The following is a 19847-nucleotide window of genomic DNA, read 5'->3' as shown; positions in this document are numbered from 1 at the left end:
GATTGGAAATATAGCTTTTTGTTGAACCATGTCCAATCATCCAAAATGGGAAACAAATGCAGGGTTTGGATAGGAATATTTTTACCTGAGATTGCCATAGCTATACAAAGCTATAAAAAAAATAATTCTACAGTTTTTGTGAATTGCTGTAAATCTCTAGTTTTGTATCTTATGGACTTGTATAAAAAAGAATTGATAGATCTGCTGTTGAAGCAAAACTACCCTGGTTGGCGAATAGCCGATGATCAGAATAACATTTTTATTAATATTCCTGAAGATCAGGAGTTGGAAGTTGCTTTGGAAGAATTTAAAAAGAAAATGCGTTCATTAGCAATGAAAATCAAAAGCAAGCCAACAAAATTGGGCTTTTTTATTGGCAACAGTAAGGATAGCAGATTTTATGAGTTAAACGCATAGGGTTTTAGCTCATTATCATTTATCCAAATGACAACCTTTGCCGATAGGATTATAGAATTTAATAAGCAATTGGATTTTCATGGTTTGCTACCGCATGATATCCGGATAATGAATCCTTATAGAGAAAACCCGTTGGCTTTAACGTGCTCCTCTGCTTTTTATAAAAAATATTATAATGATAATAACCCCAGGCATCTGATACTGGGTATTAATCCTGGTCGCTTTGGTTCAGCAATGACTGGAGTATCCTTTACTGATCCAAAAAGGATGGTGGCTAAATGCGGGATCCCATTTCCCGGCCAAATGACTCATGAGCCTTCATCAGAATATGTTTACGAAATGATCGAGGCTTATGGTGGTATACAAGAATTCTACAGCAAATTTTATATTCATTCTGTATGCCCTTTAGGCTTCACCATTAAAAGCCTAAAAAGCAAAGAAGTTAATTATAACTACTACGACAATACTGACCTTTTAAAGGCTGCATATCCATTTATAGTTGAAAATCTGGAGAAACAAATTGCAATTGGCTTCGAAACTGATGTTTGTTTTTGTTTTGGGACAGGAAAAAACGAATCATTTCTAAGAAAACTTAATAACGAAAAAAGATATTTTAAAGAGATCATTCCACTGGAACACCCCAGATACATAATGCAATACAAATCGAAAAACAAGTCGGACTATATCAAAAAGTACCTAGATGCATTCAAAAAAATCTAATTTTATGCATGCATAGTAATTTGTTTTGGCATATTTATTTTTAACTTAGCAACACTAATGGAAAATCAAATGGTGGCACAAATCATATTTATAGTAATTACAGTGGCTGCAGTAGCTCTGTTTAGCTATAATATTAAAAAAGTTATCCGAAACATACAGTTAGGCAAGCTGGTAAACAGATCAGATCAACCTCAAAGAAGGTTTATGACGATGCTTAAAGTAGCATTTGGTCAAACAAAAATGTTTTTCCGGCCAATCCCCGCTTTTCTGCATCTGATAGTGTACGCAGGCTTTGTTATTATTAATATCGAAGTTCTGGAAATTTTGATTGATGGGGTATTTGGGTCTCACAGAATATTTTCTGGTGCAGGTTTTATTTATGATTTTCTAATTGGCTCGTTTGAAATTCTAGCACTTGGGGTATGGGTAGGCTGCGCTGTCTTTTTAATCAGAAGAAACATTCTTAAACTTAAGCGGTTTAGTGGTGTAGAAATGACCAAATGGCCTAGATCTGATGCTAATTATATCTTAATATCTGAGATATTATTAATGACTGCCTTTTTGCTAATGAATGCTGCTGATGCTAAACTCCAGGTTATAGGAGCCCAGCACTATACAAATGCCGGATCTTTCCCCGTTAGTCAGTTTCTGCAAGATCTTTTACCAAGCTCAGAAACAGCCCTTGTTGCTATTGAAAGAGGTTGCTGGTGGTTCCATATCATCGGGATACTTCTATTTTTAAATTACCTGCCCTATTCTAAACATTTCCATATTTTATTTGCTTTCCCTAATACCTATTTTTCCAATTTGGAACCTAAGGGCGAGTTTACTAACATGAAAAGTGTTACAAATGAAGTAAAAGCTATGCTTGACCCTTCATTTACTCCTGAAGAGGCTGAACCGGGTCGTTTTGGTGCAAAAGATATAAACGATCTTACATGGGTAAACCTGATGAATGCTTACACATGCACAGAGTGTGGAAGGTGTACTTCTGTATGTCCGGCAAATATTACGGGTAAGCTTTTATCACCCCGTAAAATAATGATGGACACCAGAGACAGGATGGAAGAGGTTGGGAAAAATATTGACAAAACCGGCAATGGTTTTGATGACGGCAAATCACTAATCGACAGTTACATTAGTCGCGAAGAAATATGGGCTTGTACAAGTTGTAATGCATGTACAGAAGCCTGCCCTATTAACATTGATCCTCTGGCAATTATTACTGAACTGAGAAGATATGCAGTAATGGAAGAGTCTCAATCGCCGGCAAGCATTAATGCCATGCTTGGCAATATTGAAAACAATGGTGCCCCGTGGAAGTATTCTCCGGCCGACAGGTTTAATTGGGCAAAAGAAAGTTAATTAAAGTATCAAATCTATTATAGCTTAAAGATGAGCGAGCAACTAAATTTTGAAGTACCTACAATGGCAGAAATGATAGCTAAAGGCGAAGAGCCTGAAATATTATTCTGGGTTGGCTGTGCAGGCAGTTATGACGAGAGAGCACAAAAAACTACTCGAGACATCTGTAAAATCCTACATCATGTAGGTATTAAATATGCTGTATTAGGTACTGAAGAAAGCTGCACCGGAGATCCAGCAAAAAGAGCAGGGAATGAATTTCTGTTCCAAATGCAAGCTATGACTAATATTGAGGTACTGAATGCTTACAACATTAAGAAAATAGTTACTGGTTGTCCTCATTGCTTTAATACAATTAGAAACGAATATCCTGGATTAGGCGGGAGCTACGAAGTAATTCATCATACCCAACTTATCCAACAGTTAATTGATGAGGGCAAGCTAAAAGCAGAAGGAGGAGAAAGCTTTAAAGGTAAAAAGATAACTTATCACGACCCATGCTATTTAGGCCGCGGAAATGGCATTTATGAGGCTCCACGTAAGGCTCTGGAAGTGCTCGATGCACAACTTGTGGAAATGAAACGCTGTAAAACTAACGGATTATGCTGTGGTGCGGGCGGAGCCCAGATGTTTAAAGAACCTGAAAAAGGTAAAAAAGACATTAACATTGAGCGTATTGAAGAAGCACTTGAAATTAAACCAAATATTATTGCTGCCGGGTGCCCTTTTTGCATGACGATGATGAGTGATGGCGTGAAACTGAAAGACCAGGATAAAAATGTACAGGTTTTAGATATTGCTGAAATTACTGTTCGTGCAAATGGCTTGTAATAAGCTATATATTGCTTCTTTAAATTCCGGCAGTAACGGGAACTGCTATTATGTTGGCAACGATCAGGAAGCTATTCTTGTAGATACAGGTATTTCTTGCAGAGAGACCGAAAAAAGAATGCTACGCCTGGGTTTATCAATGAAACATGTTAAGGCTATTTTTATTTCTCATGAGCATACGGATCATGTCCGTGGATTAGCTACCATATCGGCTAAATACAATTTACCTGTTTACATAACACAGGGAACCTTAAATGGATGCAGGTTTAATATCCGTGAAGATCTTATAAGGCTTCTGTATAGCACTCAAAACATATCTGTTGGAAGTTTGCAAATAACCAGTTTCCTTAAAATACATGATGCCTCTGAGCCACATAGTTTTGTGGTTTCGAGTGGCGGCACTAAAGTTGGGGTGTTTACTGATATTGGAGCGGCTTGTGAGCAGCTTATTTTTCATTTTAAACAGTGTCATGCTGCGTTTCTTGAAACAAATTACGATGATGACCTATTAAGCAAAAGTGCCTATCCGTATTTTCTAAAACAAAGGATTAGCGGAGGCAGGGGCCACTTATCAAACAAACACGCACTGGATCTTTTTATAAATCACAGGCCGTCTTTTATGACTCACCTACTCTTATCGCATCTATCAAAAGATAATAACAATCCTGAATTAGCACATAGCTTATTTAGTGAGCATGCCGGAGAAGTTGAAATTGTTGTAGCCTCGAGGTTTGTTGAATCTGAAGTATATACTATTTTTGAGCAAGTAAGCGAACATTCGCCTTTCTGATCTGATCTGAAAGTTCAGTAAGCTCCTCACCTTTTATATTTTTTACAGGAATAGACATATAATTTGCCATACTATCTACATCATCTTCATTTTTATCATTATAGGTTTGTACAATTACATCATCTCCTTTAGTGTATAAAAATAATGCACCTGTTGTATCCGTTGCTTTATAATCAAGGTCTTTAAATTTTACCAGGTTGAAAGAAAAATATTCGACCTTACCACTCTTAAAAAATCGTTTGTATCTACAAAAGCCACTGTTAGTAACATTAAGCTCATAATGTTTTACTTGTACTATTTCAGGCTCTTCATTGTAGTGGCTTACCAATAATTGCTGGATATAACTGGTTTGCTCATCAAGTAATTTAATTTTAGAATAGCCCATGAAAAGAAGGCATATTACTACGGAGAGGCATATTTTCAAGTTTAATGTAAACTTTTTCATGGCGTTAAGGATTTAACATAATCAATTTAAATATTTTTGTATTTTTGATCTATGAGTTTTTCTCCACAATCCAAAATATGGATATACCAAAGTAACCGTGCCTTTACAAATGATGAGGTACAGGCAATACAGCAAAAATTAAATGATTTTACTGTACAATGGAAAGCTCATGGCCATCAGTTAAAAGCGAAAGCAGAGGTATTATACAATTTCTTTATTATATTTTTTGTGGACGAGGCATCTGCAGGCGTTACCGGTTGTTCAATAGATTCGTCTGTTAGGATAGTTAAGGAAATTGAACAAGAATATGGCGTTGATTTGTTCGATAGGTTTAATATGGCCTACAAATTGAACGACAAAGTTATTGTTACCAACAAAGAAGACTTTGAAACATTGGTAAACATAAAAGCAATAGGCCCGCAAACTATTGTATTTAACAACATGGTACAAACATTACAAGAGTTTGAAACCAAATGGCAAATACCATTTGAGCAAAGCTGGCACAGTAAAGTTTTTGCTCATTTACTTTAATCAGATTTATTATCTGTTAAAAATCCAACGGCCCCAGCCTTTTCATATTTTTCATTATCAGAAATTGTCTGTGTCTGATATATTGGGTTGGGTTTCTAGGTGTCCATCTTCTTGGATTAGGAAAGCAAGCGGCAATTACAGCTGCCTGCGACTTGCTAAGTTTACTGCATGATTTATTAAAATAAGACTGGGATGCAGCTTCAGCACCGTAAATTCCATCTCCCATCTCAATTACATTCAAATAAACCTCCAATATTCTTTCTTTGCTCCAAAGTATTTCAATTAATAATGTAAAATAAGCTTCGAAGCCCTTACGAATCCATGATCGGCCTGGCCATAGGAATACATTTTTGGCGGTTTGCTGAGAGATTGTACTTCCACCCTTTATCTTTTTGCTATTTTTATTTGCGGCAAAGGCCTTTTCAATCGCTTTTAAGTCGAATCCAAGATGTTTAAGAAATAGCTGATCTTCTGCAGATACTGCTGCCCGTTTCATATTATCCGATATATCTTCAAAGTCAACCCATTTCTTCTCCATTTTAAATGGCTTATCATTTGAGCTACGCTCCAGGTTGCGTTGGATCATTAAAAGGGTGATTGGCGGATTCACAAACCTGTAAACTAGCACCCAAAGTACCGTAACCATTAGAAACCAAAGAAATACTTTAGTAACAATGGTTGTAATTTTTTTAAATAGAGGAGATTTTGAGTTTGTTTTACCGGTTGCCCGTTTACGCTTTGCCATTGGCCAAAGGTAAGATATAGGGTGATAATTTTAAAGCCTTCCGGAAGATTGTATTCAAAAAAAAACGCCTCTTTTAGAGGCGTTTTTTATATCAGAAGATAGATGATTACTCAGCTACAACTGCGAAAGGAACTTTAACTTTCACTTCTTTGTGTAAGTTTAAATTGGCAACATAATCACCAACAAATTTAGGTTCAGTTTCGAAAGTGATACGACGACGGTCAACATCAAAACCTTGTTGTTTTAATGCGTCAGCAATCATGATCGTGTTTACTGCACCAAAAATCTTACCTGTTTCACCAGCTTTAGCACCGATTGAAAGTTTAACATCAGCTAAACGCTCAGCAATGCCTTCAGCATCTTTCTTAATTTTATCTTGTTTAAAAGCGGCTTGCTTTAAGTTTTCTGCTAATACTTTTTTAGCTGAAGGAGTAGCCAACTGCGCAAATCCTTGAGGGATTAGGTAGTTACGGCCATATCCTGGCTTTACAGAAACGATATCATCTTTTTCCCCTAGGGATTTGATATCTTGTTTTAAAATAATTTCCATCTCTCAGCTCCTATTTTAATTGGTCAGCAACGAAAGGTAACAAACCGATGTGGCGAGCGCGTTTTACAGCTTGAGCCACTTTACGTTGAAATTTCAATGAAGTACCGGTTAAACGGCGAGGTAAAATTTTACCTTGATCATTGATAAACTTCAATAAAAAGTTTGCGTCTTTATAATCAATATATTTAATCCCGTTTTTTCTGAAACGGCAATATTTCTTTCTGTTATCGTCCACTTTTGGAGCGGTAACATATTGTATTTGATCCTTTGCCATTATACTGCAGCCTCCTGTTTAGGTTTTTTGTTAAAAGCACCACTGCGTTTCTTTTCGTTATAAGCAACCGCATGACGGTCTAATCTTATAGTTAAGAAACGTAGAACACGCTCATCGCGTTTAAGCTCTAACTCTAACTTGTTAATTAATTCACCTGAAGATTTGTACTCTGTAAGGTGGAAAAATCCGCTTGCTTTTTTTTCAATCGGATACGCTAATTTTCTCAAACCCCAATTGTCCTCTTGAACAATTTCGGCACCGCTGTCAGCAATGATTTTGCTAAATTTGGCAATAGCCTCTTTTGCAACTTCTTCTGACAACAACGGGGTTAGAACGATAACAGTTTCGTACTGATTCATTGTTATTATTTATTTTTTTAATTTTAATCCACGCATTTAAATACGGGGTTGCAAATGTAGCAATAAAATTCTATAAATCAAAAACACTTAATGCTTATCAAACAAGTAATTAACACCAAATGCAAAACGACTAACTGTTACCTTAACAGTTTGGTAATCTGTTAAAGAGGAATTTAAATAATAGCTTCCTGAAAATTCAATCTTTTTGCCCATAAAAAAACCAATATTAATTTTTGGAGAAAAACTAAATGTATTAAAATCTATATCACTTTTTCTTATTTTGAGTTTCCCATCCCAAGATGACATGAAGCTATTGCTATAATTGGAAATGTTAGCTGATATACCTGCTCCGGCATAAAACTTGAACATATTACTATTGTAAATAGTATAGATTACCTGGGGAGCTATTGCTATAGTTAGTTCATCGAAAGAATGTTTTATATCTGCACTCTTATTCGATATTGTATTTTTGCTCATCAACAAAGTTGCGTCGATTCTGTAAATAACTTTAGCAATTAATGGTTTAGGCATATAATCAACTCCAATCCTTATTATTGGGCTATAAGATGTTTTTAATTCATCACTGTTATTTGCCAATGCATGACTCCCCTTATATTTGAATGAATTCATACTTAATCCCACACCAGTAAAAAACCTCGTGTCTTTAGCTTTATATTCAACAGCAGTCTGATTATTTATTTTAGATACGACCTTAATTAAATCATCTGCATTATAACCTACCCATTCTAACTTTACATCCTTAAGTGTAAGGTCTTTTTTATATTTCTGCATCAACTTATATAGCTGAAGTTGAAACTTATTTTCCGTTATCGCAATCCCCTGTCTCTCATAATAAATGTTTCTAATCAATTCAAGGGGTGCTATATCGTCCTTAGACTGAATATAGAACCTAGTTTTGATATCATCTGTATACATAAATAAAGTCACATTTTCCCCAGATTGCAATACCCTAAGAAACACCGTATCATTTCTTACTGAAGTATCCCTTCCTACCCCTATTCTATTTAAATTATCATTACTTGTACTAATATTTACTATCTCACGACGATAAGAATAAAAATTTTCTACAACATATGCTTTACAATCTTTTAAGGGAAACACCTTAGTTTTACTCTCTAAATCTGACCTGTAATATACTGCATTTGGATTTAGAGATTCTTCATTGAAACTAATAAAACCACGTATTGTGTCTTGAGAATTAGTTATCAGATAACCTTTGCGAAATGTTGTTTGGGCAATACATAAGCACGGGACAATCCAGAATAGGATTAATAGAGAGCGTTTCATAATTTTTTATTTCCACAAACATATAAATAATCTAACATATTTATTTTCCCACAATTCTATATAGCTCCGTAAAAAATTTCTAATTTCGTTGGCGAATGGAAAATTTTATAGTATCAGCCCGTAAGTATCGCCCGGCAACGTTTGAAACCGTTGTTGGACAACATCACATTACTGGTACGCTAAAAAATGCCATTAAAAACAATCAGCTGGCCCAGGCATTTTTATTCTGCGGGCCTCGGGGTGTAGGAAAGACTACTTGCGCCCGTATTTTGGCTAAAACTATAAATTGTACTAATTTAACTGATGATCAGGAAGCTTGTGGAGCATGTGATTCATGTGTTTCGTTCCAAACCGGTCACTCATTTAATTTTCATGAACTCGATGCTGCATCAAATAACTCGGTTGATGATATACGTAGTTTAATTGAACAGGTCCGTATCCCGCCACAGGCCGGTAAATATAAAATCTATATTATAGATGAGGTTCACATGCTATCTGCTAATGCCTTTAACGCATTTCTGAAAACGCTTGAAGAACCACCATCTTATGCCATTTTTATATTAGCTACCACTGAGAAGCATAAAATACTGCCTACTATTTTATCAAGATGTCAGATTTTTGATTTTAATAGGATACAAGTTGACGATATATCTGGGCATCTTAATAAGATTGCACAGCGTGAGAATATTTCTGTCGAGGCTGATGGATTACATATTATAGCACAAAAGGCTGATGGTGGTTTAAGAGACGCGCTCTCTATGTTCGATCAGATTGTAAGTTATACCAATAAAAATCTAACCTACAAATCTGTAATAGACAACCTGAATATTCTTGATTACGATTATTATTTTAAACTTACTCAGAGCTTAACAAGCGCAGATGTTAGCAATGCGTTAATTTTATTTGATGAAATTTTAAATAATGGTTTTGATGGCAATAATTTTATAAACGGATTAGCCGGCCATCTTCGTAATCTACTGGTTGCTAAAGATCCTCAAACTACCAAACTTTTAGAGGTAAGTGAAAATATTAAACAGAAGTATATTTCTCAAAGTCAGCAAACGCCTGTTTCATTTATACTTACTGCATTAAACCTTGCCAACCAGTGTGATCTTAATTATAAGAATAGCAAAAATCAACGGCTGCAGGTAGAGCTGGCTTTAATAAAGATGTGCCACATCCCTTCGGTACTTCAACTAGCCCAGCAGCCTAACAATCACTCCGCAACTGACACAGATCAGATTAAAAAAAAAACTAATGTAAGTTCCAGCGAACCTGCAAAAAATGTAGTAGCAGAGATTGAAAATAAAGCACCGGAACCAGTTAAACTTTCAGAAGTTGCACCATTGCCAAAACAAGATCCGTCTCCTCTTCCTTCAATTCCTGTTACAAAAACAATCAATACAGCACCTGCAACAAAGATTGCACTGAAACCGCTAGCTGAGATAAAAAAGGTGGCCACATTAATACCATCGTTAAACGACATTGGCCGCGTATCAGATGAGGAAGATGGTGATGAACCAAAATATATAAGCGGTAACTTAAGGGAGGCTTTTACTTATGAGCAGTTATTAGCTCTGTGGACGCAATATGCAAATAAGGCAAAAGATGATGGTAAGATAAACATATATACTTTACTTAGCAGTTCAGATCCAATACTTGATTCTTCGGAAGAAATTATAGTTCACGTTGAACACAAACTGCAGGAAGGCTTATTACAGGAAGAAATGATTGATTTTCTTAATTTTTTAAGGCCAAACCTAAAAAACTTCAGCATTACAATTAAAGCTAAACAGGTGGCTAGAACTGTAGTGAACAGGCTTTACACCAATACCGAAAAATACCAGTATATGATTGAAAAGAATCCTAAACTGGAAGAGATGCGCAAACGCTTTAATCTTGATGTTAATTCTTAAATAGGTTTCCCGGACGGATTGTCGTTAATAGGATAACCTTCTTCATCTAAATCATCCCTTTCATCCTCCGGTGTGCGCGCCAATAGCTGATCTTCTGGCTCAAGTTCCAGACTTTCTATTGTATCAATGTGCATCGCAGCACTTTCAAGGTTTTCTCCAATTTGCTTGTCTTCATCGTAAGCTGAACCATTGTATGGATTTGCTTCATCATAGGTAGAAATACTATCCTCACCATTTGGAGCAGAGGTATCGTAAGGCAATGGATGATCATACTCGCTATCAGATCCTCTTACATCAAATTCAAAACTGTTTCGGCTCTTGTCGTATGATAAATTATTAAAGTCCTTAGTCTCTCCTAATTCTGTAGGATGAAGTTTGTCGAGTGCTTTTCTTGGCCCTGGAACATTGTTTTGGTCTGCGCTCATAATGGTAATTTTTATATAAACTTAGATAAAATTGTTTTTATATACAATATGGCCTTTGCGGGTATTATGTGTTAATAAAACCTAAAAAAACATTTAATTGTTTTCAGTTTTTGAATGAAAAAAAGAGGCCAATTTGCATGTGCAAATTGGCCTCTTTTTTTGGTTATTTTTAGCTTATAAATTTGCCAAAGCAGTATTAAATGTTTCGCTTGGACGCATTGCTTTAGACGCCAAATCATCATTAGGATGATAATAACCTCCAATAGTTTGTGGCTTACCTTGCGCTCCAATTAATTCTCCGGAAATCTTTGCTTCGTTTTCAGCCAAAGCTTTAGCCAACGGAGTAAATCTTGCTTTTAACTCAGCATCTTTCGTTTGTGCTGCTAAGCCCTCTGCCCAATATAAAGCCAAATAAAAGTGTGAACCTCTATTGTCTATCTGACCTACTTTACGGGCCGGAGATTTATCGTTAGCAAGGAACTTCTCAGTTGCTGCATCTAATGTCTCAGCTAATACCAAAGCTTTTGGATTATTTTGAGTTTGCCCCAAATGCTCTAAGGAAACCGCTAAAGCAAGGAATTCTCCTAATGAATCCCAACGTAAGTACCCCTCTTCAATAAACTGTTCGATATGCTTTGGTGCTGAACCTCCTGCTCCCGTTTCGAATAAACCACCCCCATTCATCAATGGCACAATAGATAACATTTTAGCTGATGTTCCTAATTCCAGAATTGGGAATAAATCGGTCAGATAATCACGTAAAACGTTACCAGTTACTGAAATTGTATCTTCTCCTTTACGGATTCTATCTAATGTAAATTTAGTTGCTTCAACAGGAGATAAAATGCGAATATCCAGGCCTGTAGTATCGTGATCCAATAAGTACTTATTTACTTTTGCAATAATCTCTCTATCATGGGCTCTGTTCTCATCTAACCAGAACACAGCTGGTGTAGCTGACAGACGAGAGCGGTTAACCGCAAGTTTTACCCAATCCTGAATTGGCGCATCTTTAGTTTGACACATACGGAAGATATCACCTTTTTCAACTTTTTGATCAAAGAAAAGCTGGCCACTAGCATCCGTTACTCGGATTGTTCCGTTAGCTGTTGCCTGGAAAGTTTTATCATGAGAACCATACTCCTCTGCTTTTTGCGCCATCAGGCCTACATTTGGTACTGAACCCATTGTAGCAACATCAAAAGCACCATGAGCTTTACAGTCATCAATTGTAGCTGTATAAACACCCGCGTAGCAACGATCTGGAATTATAGCAATAGTATCTTGCTGTTTGTTGTCCTTATTCCACATCTGACCTGAGGTACGGATCATTGCAGGCATAGAGGCATCAACAATCACATCCGAAGGGACATGAAGATTAGTAATTCCCTTATCAGAATTTACCATAGCCAATGCGGGACCATTTTCAATTGCCTGAGCAATTGCAGCTTCAACCTCTGCCTGTTTAGGATTCCCAGCAATTTTAGCGTAAACATCTCCTAAGCCGTTACGAGTATCTATATTTAACTCTTTAAATAAATCTGCATACTTAGCAAAAACATCTGCAAAGTAAACTTCAACTATAGCACCAAAAATGATAGGATCAGAAACCTTCATCATTGTTGCTTTCAAATGTGCTGAAAGTAAAACTCCAGCTGCCTTCGCTTCCTGGATTGCTTTAGCTACAAATGATTTTAAGGCCGAAAGGTTCATTGCAGAACTATCAATAACCTCTCCGGCTTTTAGCGGAGATAATCCTTTTAATTCAGTAACTACACCATCTGTACCTACAAATTCTATTTTAAATTGAGTAGCTTCTTTTACAGTAACTGATTTCTCAGATCCATAAAAATCACCCTCAGTCATGCTCGCTACCTGAGTTTTAGAATCTGCAGACCATGTTCCCATTGAGTGTGGATTAGCTTTTGCATAATTCTTAACTGCTTTTGGTGCCCGGCGATCTGAATTACCTTCGCGTAAAACCGGATTAACTGCCGAACCTAAAACTTTTGCATATTTGGCTTTGATGGCCTTTTCTTCTTCCGTTTGGGCATTATCAGGATAATTGGGAACAGCAAATCCCTGCGACTGCAATTCGGTAATTGCACCAACCAACTGTGGGATAGAAGCCGAAATATTAGGCAATTTGATAATATTGGCCTCAGGTGTGGTAGCCAACTGCCCCAGTTCTGTCAAAGCATCTGCAATTTTTTGGTCTTCCTTTAAAAACTCAGGAAAGTTTGCCAAAATTCTTCCGGCTAAAGAAATATCTCTGGTTTCTACATCAATACCAGCTGAGGCTGTAAAAGCTTGTACAATTGGTAATAATGAATAGGTTGCCAACATTGGCGCTTCATCTGTTTTGGTATAGATAATTTTTGATGTATTTGACATATTTTTATAAATACGATTATATGAATAAAAAATAAAGCAGTATTGTTTATGATAAACGTGCTTTCTACTAAAATCGCCTAAAGATATAATAAACGGATGAATTTCATGGTGTTTAACTATTATTAACTGGTAAATTTTAGCTTTGTTAAAGAATGAAAACACTTTTAGCCGGATTATTTGCATTTACAGGAGTTGTAAACTTTGCCCACGCCCAACAGGATTCAACCAGACGATTAAACGAGGTTACTATAAGGCCTTATTTTACTACTCAAACTTTAATCAGATCGACAGGTACAATTGGCCTTGTTGATAGTGCTACACTTGCTAAGCAATCTGGAAATTCTTTTGTCTCATCAGCCAATACAATTCCCGGGGTTAGAATGGAAGAGCGTTCTCCAGGAAGCTATCGGTTGTCTATAAGAGGTAGCTTACTGAGGTCGCCTTTTGGCATAAGAAATATCAAAATTTACCTGGATGATTTCCCGTTAACCGATGCCGGAGGCAATAGTTATTTAAATGCATTGGATGTTGCAGGGGCATCACAATTACAAATTTTAAAGGGTCCACAGAGTAGCATTTATGGGGCCAATTCAGGCGGTGTTGTACTAATACAGCCACAAGGCAGCAATGTTCCAACTGATAGCACTTCTGTAGCATTAAAATTGGAAGGAGCTTCATTTGGAGGTTTTCATCAAAATGTATTATTACAGCATCAATCTGGGAAATACAAATTAAACGTTACCCAAGCCTATCAGCAAAGTGATGGCTACCGTGATCACAGTAGTATGAATCGCAAATATTTTCAAGCTTTGCAAAAATGGGATTACGCAAAAAATGCAAATATAAAAGCGTTGATATTCTATTCAGACTTACATTATAACACACCTGGTGGATTAACCGCAGCCCAATATTTCCAAAATCCGAAATTATCTCGTCCCGCAGCCGGACAAACTAAAAGCGCTATAGATCAAAATGCTGGTATTTATAGCAAAACCCTTTATGGTGGTCTTTCTAATAATTGGATAATCAATGGAAATCTTAAGCATGTAATTTCCATATTCTCATCTTATACTGATTTTAAGAATCCTTTTATAACCAATTATGAAAAACGGAAAGAGTTTACACTTGGACTTCGATCTTACCTTGAATATACCAGAAGTACATCTGACGTGGATTGGAAGTTTAACCTGGGTTTAGAGAGCATGAAAACAGGCACCGATTTTGACAATTATGACAATAATTTTGGTAAAACAGGTGCTGTGCAGGCTTCTGATAAGCTAAATGCAAATTCTAATTTTGCTTTTGCTCATCTAAGTATCGATGTTCTTCAAAAACTACTTGTTGAATTATCTGCAAGCGCAAACCTCTATGGGTACAACTATAAGAGTATTGCTCCGGTTGCCATTCCAAAAAAAACCAACAAATTTGATGTTCAGTTTATGCCCAGAATTGCTTTATCTTATCTACTTGATGATCAGCTATCCATAAAAACTTCTGTAAGCAAAGGGTATTCTCCTCCAAGCCTTGCTGAAGTAAGGGCATCTAACAATGTAATAAATGTTGATTTGCAGCCAGAATATGGCTGGAATTATGAATCGGGCATAAGCTATGTGGGTTTAAACAAAAGGTTATTTCTTGATGTAACCGGCTTTTACTACAACCTTAAAAATGCAATTGTTAGGCGCTCTATTTCAGTTAACGAAAAAGAGGCAGAATATTTTACAAATGCTGGAGGCACAAAACAATGGGGCATTGAAAGTTCTCTTGCATTCTGGATTATCCCGCTAAATAATATAAATTTTATTAAAGCATTGCAATTAAGAAGTTCATATACCTACAGCCATTTTAAATTTGATCAGTATTTTGATAAGGCTAATAATTTTTCAGGCAATGATCTTACAGGTGTTCCAAAAATGACAATTGTAAGCAGTACAGATTTACAATTAGCACAAGGATTTTCTGTGTTTTTACAGCACAACTACACATCAAGCATTCCTCTTAACGATGCAAATACAGTTTACGCAAAAAAATATCATCTGATACAGGCCAGGATCGGGAAAAAGGGTCTTAAACTGGCTAATGTTCCTTTTGAACTTTATATAGGAGCAGATAATTTATTAAATCAAAAATACAGTTTAGGGAATGACTTAAATGCACTTGGTGGCCGATATTTTAACGCCTCTGCAACAAGGAACTTTTATGGCGGGTTGTTAATATGTTTATAACTAGTTGATAACTATTTTTTTCTCACCTTTCATTTTAATTTAAATGTTTGTAATTTGTTGTTAGACAAGACAAAACCATGAACTCTAACAACGAAACCCTATTTTCGGAAAAACAACGATTTGGCCAAAAATGGATCTGGGCAATCCTTATTGGAGCTAACTTAATATTCTTTTACGGTGTATTCTATCAAATTTTTTTAAGAAAATCATTTGAAGATAACTCCATGAGTAATATGCAATTGCTTATGGCCTCTGGCCTAATGCTATTGGTTACCCTTGCAATTCTAACCTTAAAGCTAGAAACCTATATAAAGAAAGATGGGATTTATGTCCGTTTTTTCCCATTTCATCTTACATTAAAAAAATATTCTTGGGATAATATTCAAAGATTTTCAGTTAGACAATATGATCCAATAATTGAATATGGAGGATGGGGTTTTAGGTTTGGCTTTTTAAAAAAGGGAATGGCATTTAATGTTTCAGGGAACAAGGGAATACAACTTGTTTTGAAAAATGGATCAAGACTACTAATTGGAACTAATAAACCGGACGAAGCATCGGAAACGCTAAAAAAATTAGAGCAACGGTCAGTTTTCAATTAACTCGTGCTTATTTTTTAAATATGCGGTGGGTAGGATATCTTCTATGTCTTAAATTATTAAATATTAGGGCTACCAGAAAAAGAATCATTATGCCCGACAACACTGGAGACAGCACATACATGTAACCCAGTGCTTTAATTTTTTCACTACCAATTACAGCTATTAATGCAGTTGCCCCACCCGGAGGATGCAATGTTTTTGTAATTTGCATTGCTACTATAGAAAGCGAAACTGCCAAAGCACAGGCCAACCATGCCTCACCTGAAAAAAATTTAGCAACTGTTACTCCAATTATTGCTGAGACCAAATGGCCCCTATTAAATTTCTTGGCTGGGCCAATGGGCTATTAATAATACCATAAATAAGAACAGATGAAGCGCCAAAAGATCCTATCAGATATAAATTATCATTGGCTACTAAATACTTACTATTTAACAATCCTATTAAGCCTATACCTACAAATGATCCAATAAAAGTTAGAATGTGTTCTTTTGAATCAATTAATGTTTCACGATATAGTACATACCTTGCCCTGCGATAGTGCTTCCTTATTCTCTTTCTCGGCATTGCTCTTTAAAATATGGCGCAAAAGTAAGGTTATATCCAGCTATTTACTAGCAATTATCTAAATATCACCACATATTATTAATCAGGAACAAAAAAAGTGAACCCAAAATGGGCTCACCTTTCAGTTTTTTAGCTAGTAACCTGCTGTAAAACGTTGCCCAAGATGGTTACTGTTTTCAAGCTCATCAACTAGTACCACCGCTAAATCCTGAACAGACAAGATGCTTCTCCCCTCTTCGTTAAATACTGGATTATTTGTACCTAAACGATACTTACCTGTACGGCCATTAGTAATACCAGGATGCATTTCAATAGCCGGGCTGAAGAAAGTCCACTTTAAATCATTTTCTTGCTTAAGTGTATTTAAATAATCTCTGGCGGCGGTGGCACCCGCTTTATAATCAGCAGGAAAGTCTGGCCCGTCAACTAATTGTTTACCGTCGATTTCAAGGCTTCCTGCCCCACCAACAACAATTAAACGATCAACTCCCGATGCCTTAACTGCTTTCTGAATAGCTTCAGAACCAGCTATAAAATCGCGGTACAAATTAGGGTTAGTCCACCCGCTATTGTAAGCACTGATTACAGCATCTGTTCCTTTTAGCACTTCTGTTAAAGCGGATGTATCACTAACATCAATCTTTTTAACAACCAAATTGTTGTTTTCAACTTTGATTTTTTCAGGGCTACGCACTATAGCTGTAACCTCATGGCCCCGATTAAGTAATTCTTCTAAAATAGCAGTTCCTACAAAACCACTTGCTCCAATTAATGCTGTTTTCATGTTATTTTTATTTAAATTTTATTATTAATGTAATATTTTTTATTACAGTTTAGTGCAAAAAAAATCAATCAAATTGACTGCTAAAATCAGCTAGCGTTTGAGAGGAAAGTTCTTTTACTAATGCCTGCTCTGTTGAATTATATAAATTATTCAAATGTGTATTCATCTGTTTACCCACTGCACATTGCGGGTTGGGCGTATTCTTCGAAACACCTAACAAGTTATTCTGTTTTACTGCATTATAAATATCTGCCAGATTAATTTCTTTTGCTGATTTACCTAAAGAACTTCCGCCATTTTTTCCCTCTTTACTATCTACAAATCCATGATTTCGTAAATTACTTAATTCCTTTCTTACCAAAACCGGATTTATATTTATGCTTCCTGCCATATATTCTGACGACAACAATTCGCCCTTAGCTCTTTCAAGCAGAGTAAGGATGTGTAAAGAAATAGCAAATCTGGAGTTATTCATTCTGTAACTATAATTATTACAGTACAAAGGTAATGTAATAATTGTAAATTCCAAATACAGTATAGGACAAGTTAATACCTTGCTATGTGTTAGAACGTCGATGGTTCGTCGATTGTTCGGCATAACCTCGCAAAAAAGGTACTTTTGCCGAACAATCGGCGCAGTAAAGCCGAATTATCCAATAACTAACCCGGTCGTGTCCTATACCAATTACAGAAGTAGCCATTACTTAATGATTAGCAAGTTTCGGGTTTTACTGCAGGTTTTGTCAATGTATTTTTGTTATATTAAACTAAAGATTATGGAAACATCAAGCCAAATTGATTATAACAGAATTGCTGAAGCAATAGCATATTTAAAACTTAATTTTAAACAGCAACCTTCACTAGATCAAGTTGCGGAGCATGTTAACGTAAGCTCTTTTCATTTTCAACGGATGTTTAAAGAATGGGCAGGTGTTAGCCCTAAGAAATTTCTACAATACCTTTCTATTGAATATGCAAAAGGCATCCTTAAAGATAAAGCCGCTACCTTATTTGATGCGGCTTATGAGACAGGACTATCCGGCACCAGCCGCTTGCACGACCTCTTCATAAATATTGAAGGAATGACCCCAGGTGAATTCAAAAATGGCGGAGAGCAACTTACCATAAATTATAGCTATGCAGAAAGCCCATTTGGTTCCCTGATTGTGGCATCGACAACAAAAGGAATCTGTTACATGGCTTTTGCTGATGATCAAATTGAAGCGCTGACACGGTTAAAAAGCACATTTCCTAACGCTAAATACTATCAACTATTAGATATAATACAGCAAAATGCACTTTACATTTTTACTCAAGACTGGAGCAGATTGAATGAAATTAAACTTCATTTAAAGGGCACGCCTTTTCAACTAAAAGTCTGGGAAACTTTACTAAAGGTTCCAATGGGAGGATTATCAACTTATGCAGATATCGCTTCAGCAATTAACAATCCTAAAGCCAAAAGAGCCGTTGGCTCTGCCATCGGGAATAACCCTGTTGCTTTTTTGATTCCATGCCACAGGGTTATCAAATCAACCGGAGAATTTGGACAGTATCATTGGGGTAATTGCCGCAAAACTGCTATGCTGGGATGGGAAGCTGCAAAAGTAGATTCACAGCAATAAGTACATATTATTCTTTTTTTGAGAGGCTTCTCCACAGATAAAATACCATATAGCTTTCCCATCTCGGATAATCTTTAAAAAATGTCTGAATTTCTGTATGCTGTTTTTTATCTGTAATGATGTTATGGTTTAGCAAAGAATTGAGAAGTCCTGCATCCCCATAAGGAATACATGAGTGTTCCTTCAAAGATTTCATAAGGGCATAGTTTGCAGTCCAAACGCCAATACCCTTGATATTATTCAAAGCTTTTTGTCGTGCGCTAAGGTCTGGCAAAGCGAGCAATTTATCTTTACTTATTTCTCCATTGGCAAAGGCTTTAGCAATAATAATAAGGTATTCGGCTTTACTTCTTGAAAATTGCATTTCTTTCAAATCATCAGCACAAAGCGTTGCCAATATCTCAAAACCAGGAAACACATAATAATTAACCCCATTAAATGGAACACAGATCCCATACTTTTCCACCAAGCGCCTTTTTAATTTATATGCAAAGGTTAAATTGATTTGTTGCCCTATTATTGCCCAACAAATTGCTTCAAATAAATTAGGAATTCCTATTAAACGCAGCCCACTATAGGAAGTGATCATATAAGCTAGCCTTTCATCATTTTTTAGTAATCGATAAAAGGATTCCATATCCTTTTCAAGATCAAACCAGTCAGTTATAAATTCTTTAAGCTTTTCTACACCGGGTAGTTCCAAATTACCTAAAAGCACTTCAATCTGCAATTGACCTTCGTAAAAAGCTACACTAACCAATAACTGCTTACCTTCAATTTCAATAACCTTTATAACCCGATCTGCATCAACCTTATGCATGCAATCATCAAAGTTCCTATCCAAAAACCACAAACATTCTTGAAAATCAAAATTCCCAGGGACTTCAATAGCTATGATCTGTTTATTCATATCTCAAAAGTATTCATTTGTTTATATAATAAAATCTGATTCTTGCCTCTTTTGGCAAGGCTCT

At 36.1% G+C, this 19847-nt stretch carries 21 protein-coding genes and 1 pseudogene; 10 read left to right on the top strand and 12 right to left on the bottom strand.

What is annotated here, in order from left to right:
* Positions 1 to 45 precede the first annotated feature (45 nt).
* From CPT03_RS21785 to CPT03_RS21765, 5 genes are all read left to right on the top strand, one after another.
* Positions 46 to 417 (top strand): hypothetical protein, encoded by a 372-nt coding sequence (locus tag CPT03_RS21785; RefSeq protein WP_099440791.1) that lies wholly within the window; start codon positions 46 to 48, stop codon positions 415 to 417.
* Positions 418 to 444: 27 nt separating this feature from the next.
* Entirely contained in the window at positions 445 to 1137 is a 693-nt protein-coding gene (locus CPT03_RS21780) for a uracil-DNA glycosylase family protein (RefSeq protein WP_099440790.1), read from the top strand.
* Between the two features lie 69 nt (positions 1138 to 1206).
* On the top strand, positions 1207 to 2502 hold the full coding sequence (locus CPT03_RS21775) for a 4Fe-4S dicluster domain-containing protein (protein ID WP_099441221.1): 1296 nt from the start codon (positions 1207 to 1209) through the stop codon (positions 2500 to 2502).
* A gap of 30 nt (positions 2503 to 2532) precedes the next feature.
* Positions 2533 to 3333 (top strand): (Fe-S)-binding protein, encoded by an 801-nt coding sequence (locus CPT03_RS21770; protein WP_099440789.1) that lies wholly within the window; start codon positions 2533 to 2535, stop codon positions 3331 to 3333.
* Positions 3323 to 4123 carry an MBL fold metallo-hydrolase gene (locus CPT03_RS21765; protein ID WP_099440788.1) on the top strand — a complete coding sequence of 267 codons (801 nt, stop codon included), beginning with the start codon at positions 3323 to 3325 and terminating at the stop codon, positions 4121 to 4123. Before CPT03_RS21770 ends, CPT03_RS21765 begins: the two co-directional genes overlap by 11 nt.
* On the opposite strand, the gene CPT03_RS21760 is transcribed toward CPT03_RS21765, so the two are convergent.
* The gene (locus CPT03_RS21760; protein ID WP_099440787.1) at positions 4086 to 4568 is read right to left on the bottom strand and encodes a hypothetical protein; all 483 of its coding nucleotides are present in this window, start codon (positions 4566 to 4568) and stop codon (positions 4086 to 4088) included. The two genes, CPT03_RS21765 and CPT03_RS21760, sit on opposite strands and share 38 nt — an antisense overlap.
* Positions 4569 to 4619: 51 nt before the next feature.
* On the opposite strand from CPT03_RS21760, the gene CPT03_RS21755 reads away from it, so the two are divergent.
* A complete protein-coding gene (locus tag CPT03_RS21755) occupies positions 4620 to 5099 on the top strand; it encodes an ABC transporter ATPase (protein WP_099440786.1) in 480 nt (159 codons plus the stop codon).
* Positions 5100 to 5115: 16 nt separating this feature from the next.
* Here the strand turns inward: CPT03_RS21755 and mtgA are convergent, their stop codons facing one another.
* The 5 genes from mtgA to CPT03_RS21730 form a co-directional block, all read right to left on the bottom strand.
* Positions 5116 to 5844: a monofunctional biosynthetic peptidoglycan transglycosylase gene (mtgA, locus tag CPT03_RS21750; protein WP_099440785.1), complete on the bottom strand. Its 729-nt coding sequence runs from the start codon at positions 5842 to 5844 to the stop codon at positions 5116 to 5118.
* Positions 5845 to 5950: 106 nt separating this feature from the next.
* Positions 5951 to 6394 carry a 50S ribosomal protein L9 gene (rplI, locus tag CPT03_RS21745; RefSeq protein WP_099440784.1) on the bottom strand — a complete coding sequence of 148 codons (444 nt, stop codon included), beginning with the start codon at positions 6392 to 6394 and terminating at the stop codon, positions 5951 to 5953.
* Between the two features lie 10 nt (positions 6395 to 6404).
* A complete protein-coding gene (gene rpsR / locus CPT03_RS21740; RefSeq protein ID WP_012780908.1) occupies positions 6405 to 6668 on the bottom strand; it encodes a 30S ribosomal protein S18 in 264 nt (87 codons plus the stop codon).
* A complete protein-coding gene (gene rpsF / locus CPT03_RS21735) occupies positions 6668 to 7027 on the bottom strand; it encodes a 30S ribosomal protein S6 (RefSeq protein ID WP_012780907.1) in 360 nt (119 codons plus the stop codon). The genes rpsR and rpsF overlap by 1 nt, the downstream gene beginning before the upstream one ends.
* Before the next feature lie 87 nt (positions 7028 to 7114).
* Positions 7115 to 8335, bottom strand: a complete 1221-nt coding sequence (locus CPT03_RS21730) for an outer membrane beta-barrel protein (RefSeq protein WP_099440783.1) — start codon at positions 8333 to 8335, stop codon at positions 7115 to 7117.
* 95 nt (positions 8336 to 8430) lie between these two features.
* Here CPT03_RS21730 and CPT03_RS21725 point away from each other — a divergent pair, with 95 nt between their 5' ends.
* Positions 8431 to 10251: a DNA polymerase III subunit gamma/tau gene (locus tag CPT03_RS21725; RefSeq protein ID WP_099440782.1), complete on the top strand. Its 1821-nt coding sequence runs from the start codon at positions 8431 to 8433 to the stop codon at positions 10249 to 10251.
* On the opposite strand, the gene CPT03_RS21720 is transcribed toward CPT03_RS21725, so the two are convergent.
* Both CPT03_RS21720 and CPT03_RS21715 read right to left on the bottom strand, forming a co-directional pair.
* Positions 10248 to 10676: a hypothetical protein gene (locus CPT03_RS21720; RefSeq protein WP_099440781.1), complete on the bottom strand. Its 429-nt coding sequence runs from the start codon at positions 10674 to 10676 to the stop codon at positions 10248 to 10250. The two genes, CPT03_RS21725 and CPT03_RS21720, sit on opposite strands and share 4 nt — an antisense overlap.
* Before the next feature lie 174 nt (positions 10677 to 10850).
* Positions 10851 to 13070, bottom strand: a complete 2220-nt coding sequence (locus CPT03_RS21715; protein ID WP_099441220.1) for an NADP-dependent isocitrate dehydrogenase — start codon at positions 13068 to 13070, stop codon at positions 10851 to 10853.
* 152 nt (positions 13071 to 13222) lie between these two features.
* Here CPT03_RS21715 and CPT03_RS21710 point away from each other — a divergent pair, with 152 nt between their 5' ends.
* Together CPT03_RS21710 and CPT03_RS21705 are read left to right on the top strand one after the other, a co-directional pair.
* Positions 13223 to 15295 (top strand): TonB-dependent receptor, encoded by a 2073-nt coding sequence (locus CPT03_RS21710; RefSeq protein ID WP_099440780.1) that lies wholly within the window; start codon positions 13223 to 13225, stop codon positions 15293 to 15295.
* 77 nt (positions 15296 to 15372) lie between these two features.
* Entirely contained in the window at positions 15373 to 15897 is a 525-nt protein-coding gene (locus CPT03_RS21705; protein WP_099440779.1) for a hypothetical protein, read from the top strand.
* Positions 15898 to 15904: 7 nt separating this feature from the next.
* On the opposite strand, the pseudogene CPT03_RS21700 reads toward CPT03_RS21705, so the two are convergent.
* The 3 genes and pseudogenes from CPT03_RS21700 to CPT03_RS21690 all read right to left on the bottom strand — a co-directional run bounded on the left by CPT03_RS21700 (position 15905) and on the right by CPT03_RS21690 (position 17723).
* A pseudogene (locus CPT03_RS21700) lies at positions 15905 to 16464 on the bottom strand (HPP family protein).
* A 133-nt stretch (positions 16465 to 16597) separates the two neighbouring features.
* On the bottom strand, positions 16598 to 17248 hold the full coding sequence (locus CPT03_RS21695) for an NAD(P)-dependent oxidoreductase (protein ID WP_099440778.1): 651 nt from the start codon (positions 17246 to 17248) through the stop codon (positions 16598 to 16600).
* Positions 17249 to 17312: 64 nt separating this feature from the next.
* Positions 17313 to 17723, bottom strand: a complete 411-nt coding sequence (locus CPT03_RS21690; RefSeq protein WP_099440777.1) for an RrF2 family transcriptional regulator — start codon at positions 17721 to 17723, stop codon at positions 17313 to 17315.
* A gap of 301 nt (positions 17724 to 18024) precedes the next feature.
* Between CPT03_RS21690 and CPT03_RS21685 the strand changes: the two genes are divergently transcribed.
* Complete coding sequence (locus tag CPT03_RS21685) at positions 18025 to 18873, top strand: bifunctional helix-turn-helix domain-containing protein/methylated-DNA--[protein]-cysteine S-methyltransferase (protein WP_099440776.1); 849 nt, start codon at positions 18025 to 18027, stop codon at positions 18871 to 18873.
* Positions 18874 to 18880: 7 nt separating this feature from the next.
* Here the strand turns inward: CPT03_RS21685 and CPT03_RS21680 are convergent, their stop codons facing one another.
* Positions 18881 to 19783 (bottom strand): DNA-3-methyladenine glycosylase family protein, encoded by a 903-nt coding sequence (locus CPT03_RS21680; protein WP_099440775.1) that lies wholly within the window; start codon positions 19781 to 19783, stop codon positions 18881 to 18883.
* Positions 19784 to 19847 lie beyond the last annotated feature (64 nt).

It is taken from the genome of Pedobacter ginsengisoli, from assembly GCF_002736205.1.
GTDB classification, from domain to species: domain Bacteria; phylum Bacteroidota; class Bacteroidia; order Sphingobacteriales; family Sphingobacteriaceae; genus Pedobacter; species Pedobacter ginsengisoli_A.
The sequence above is the reverse complement of the archived record's forward strand: the minus strand, read 5'-3'. Positions and strand labels throughout refer to the sequence as shown.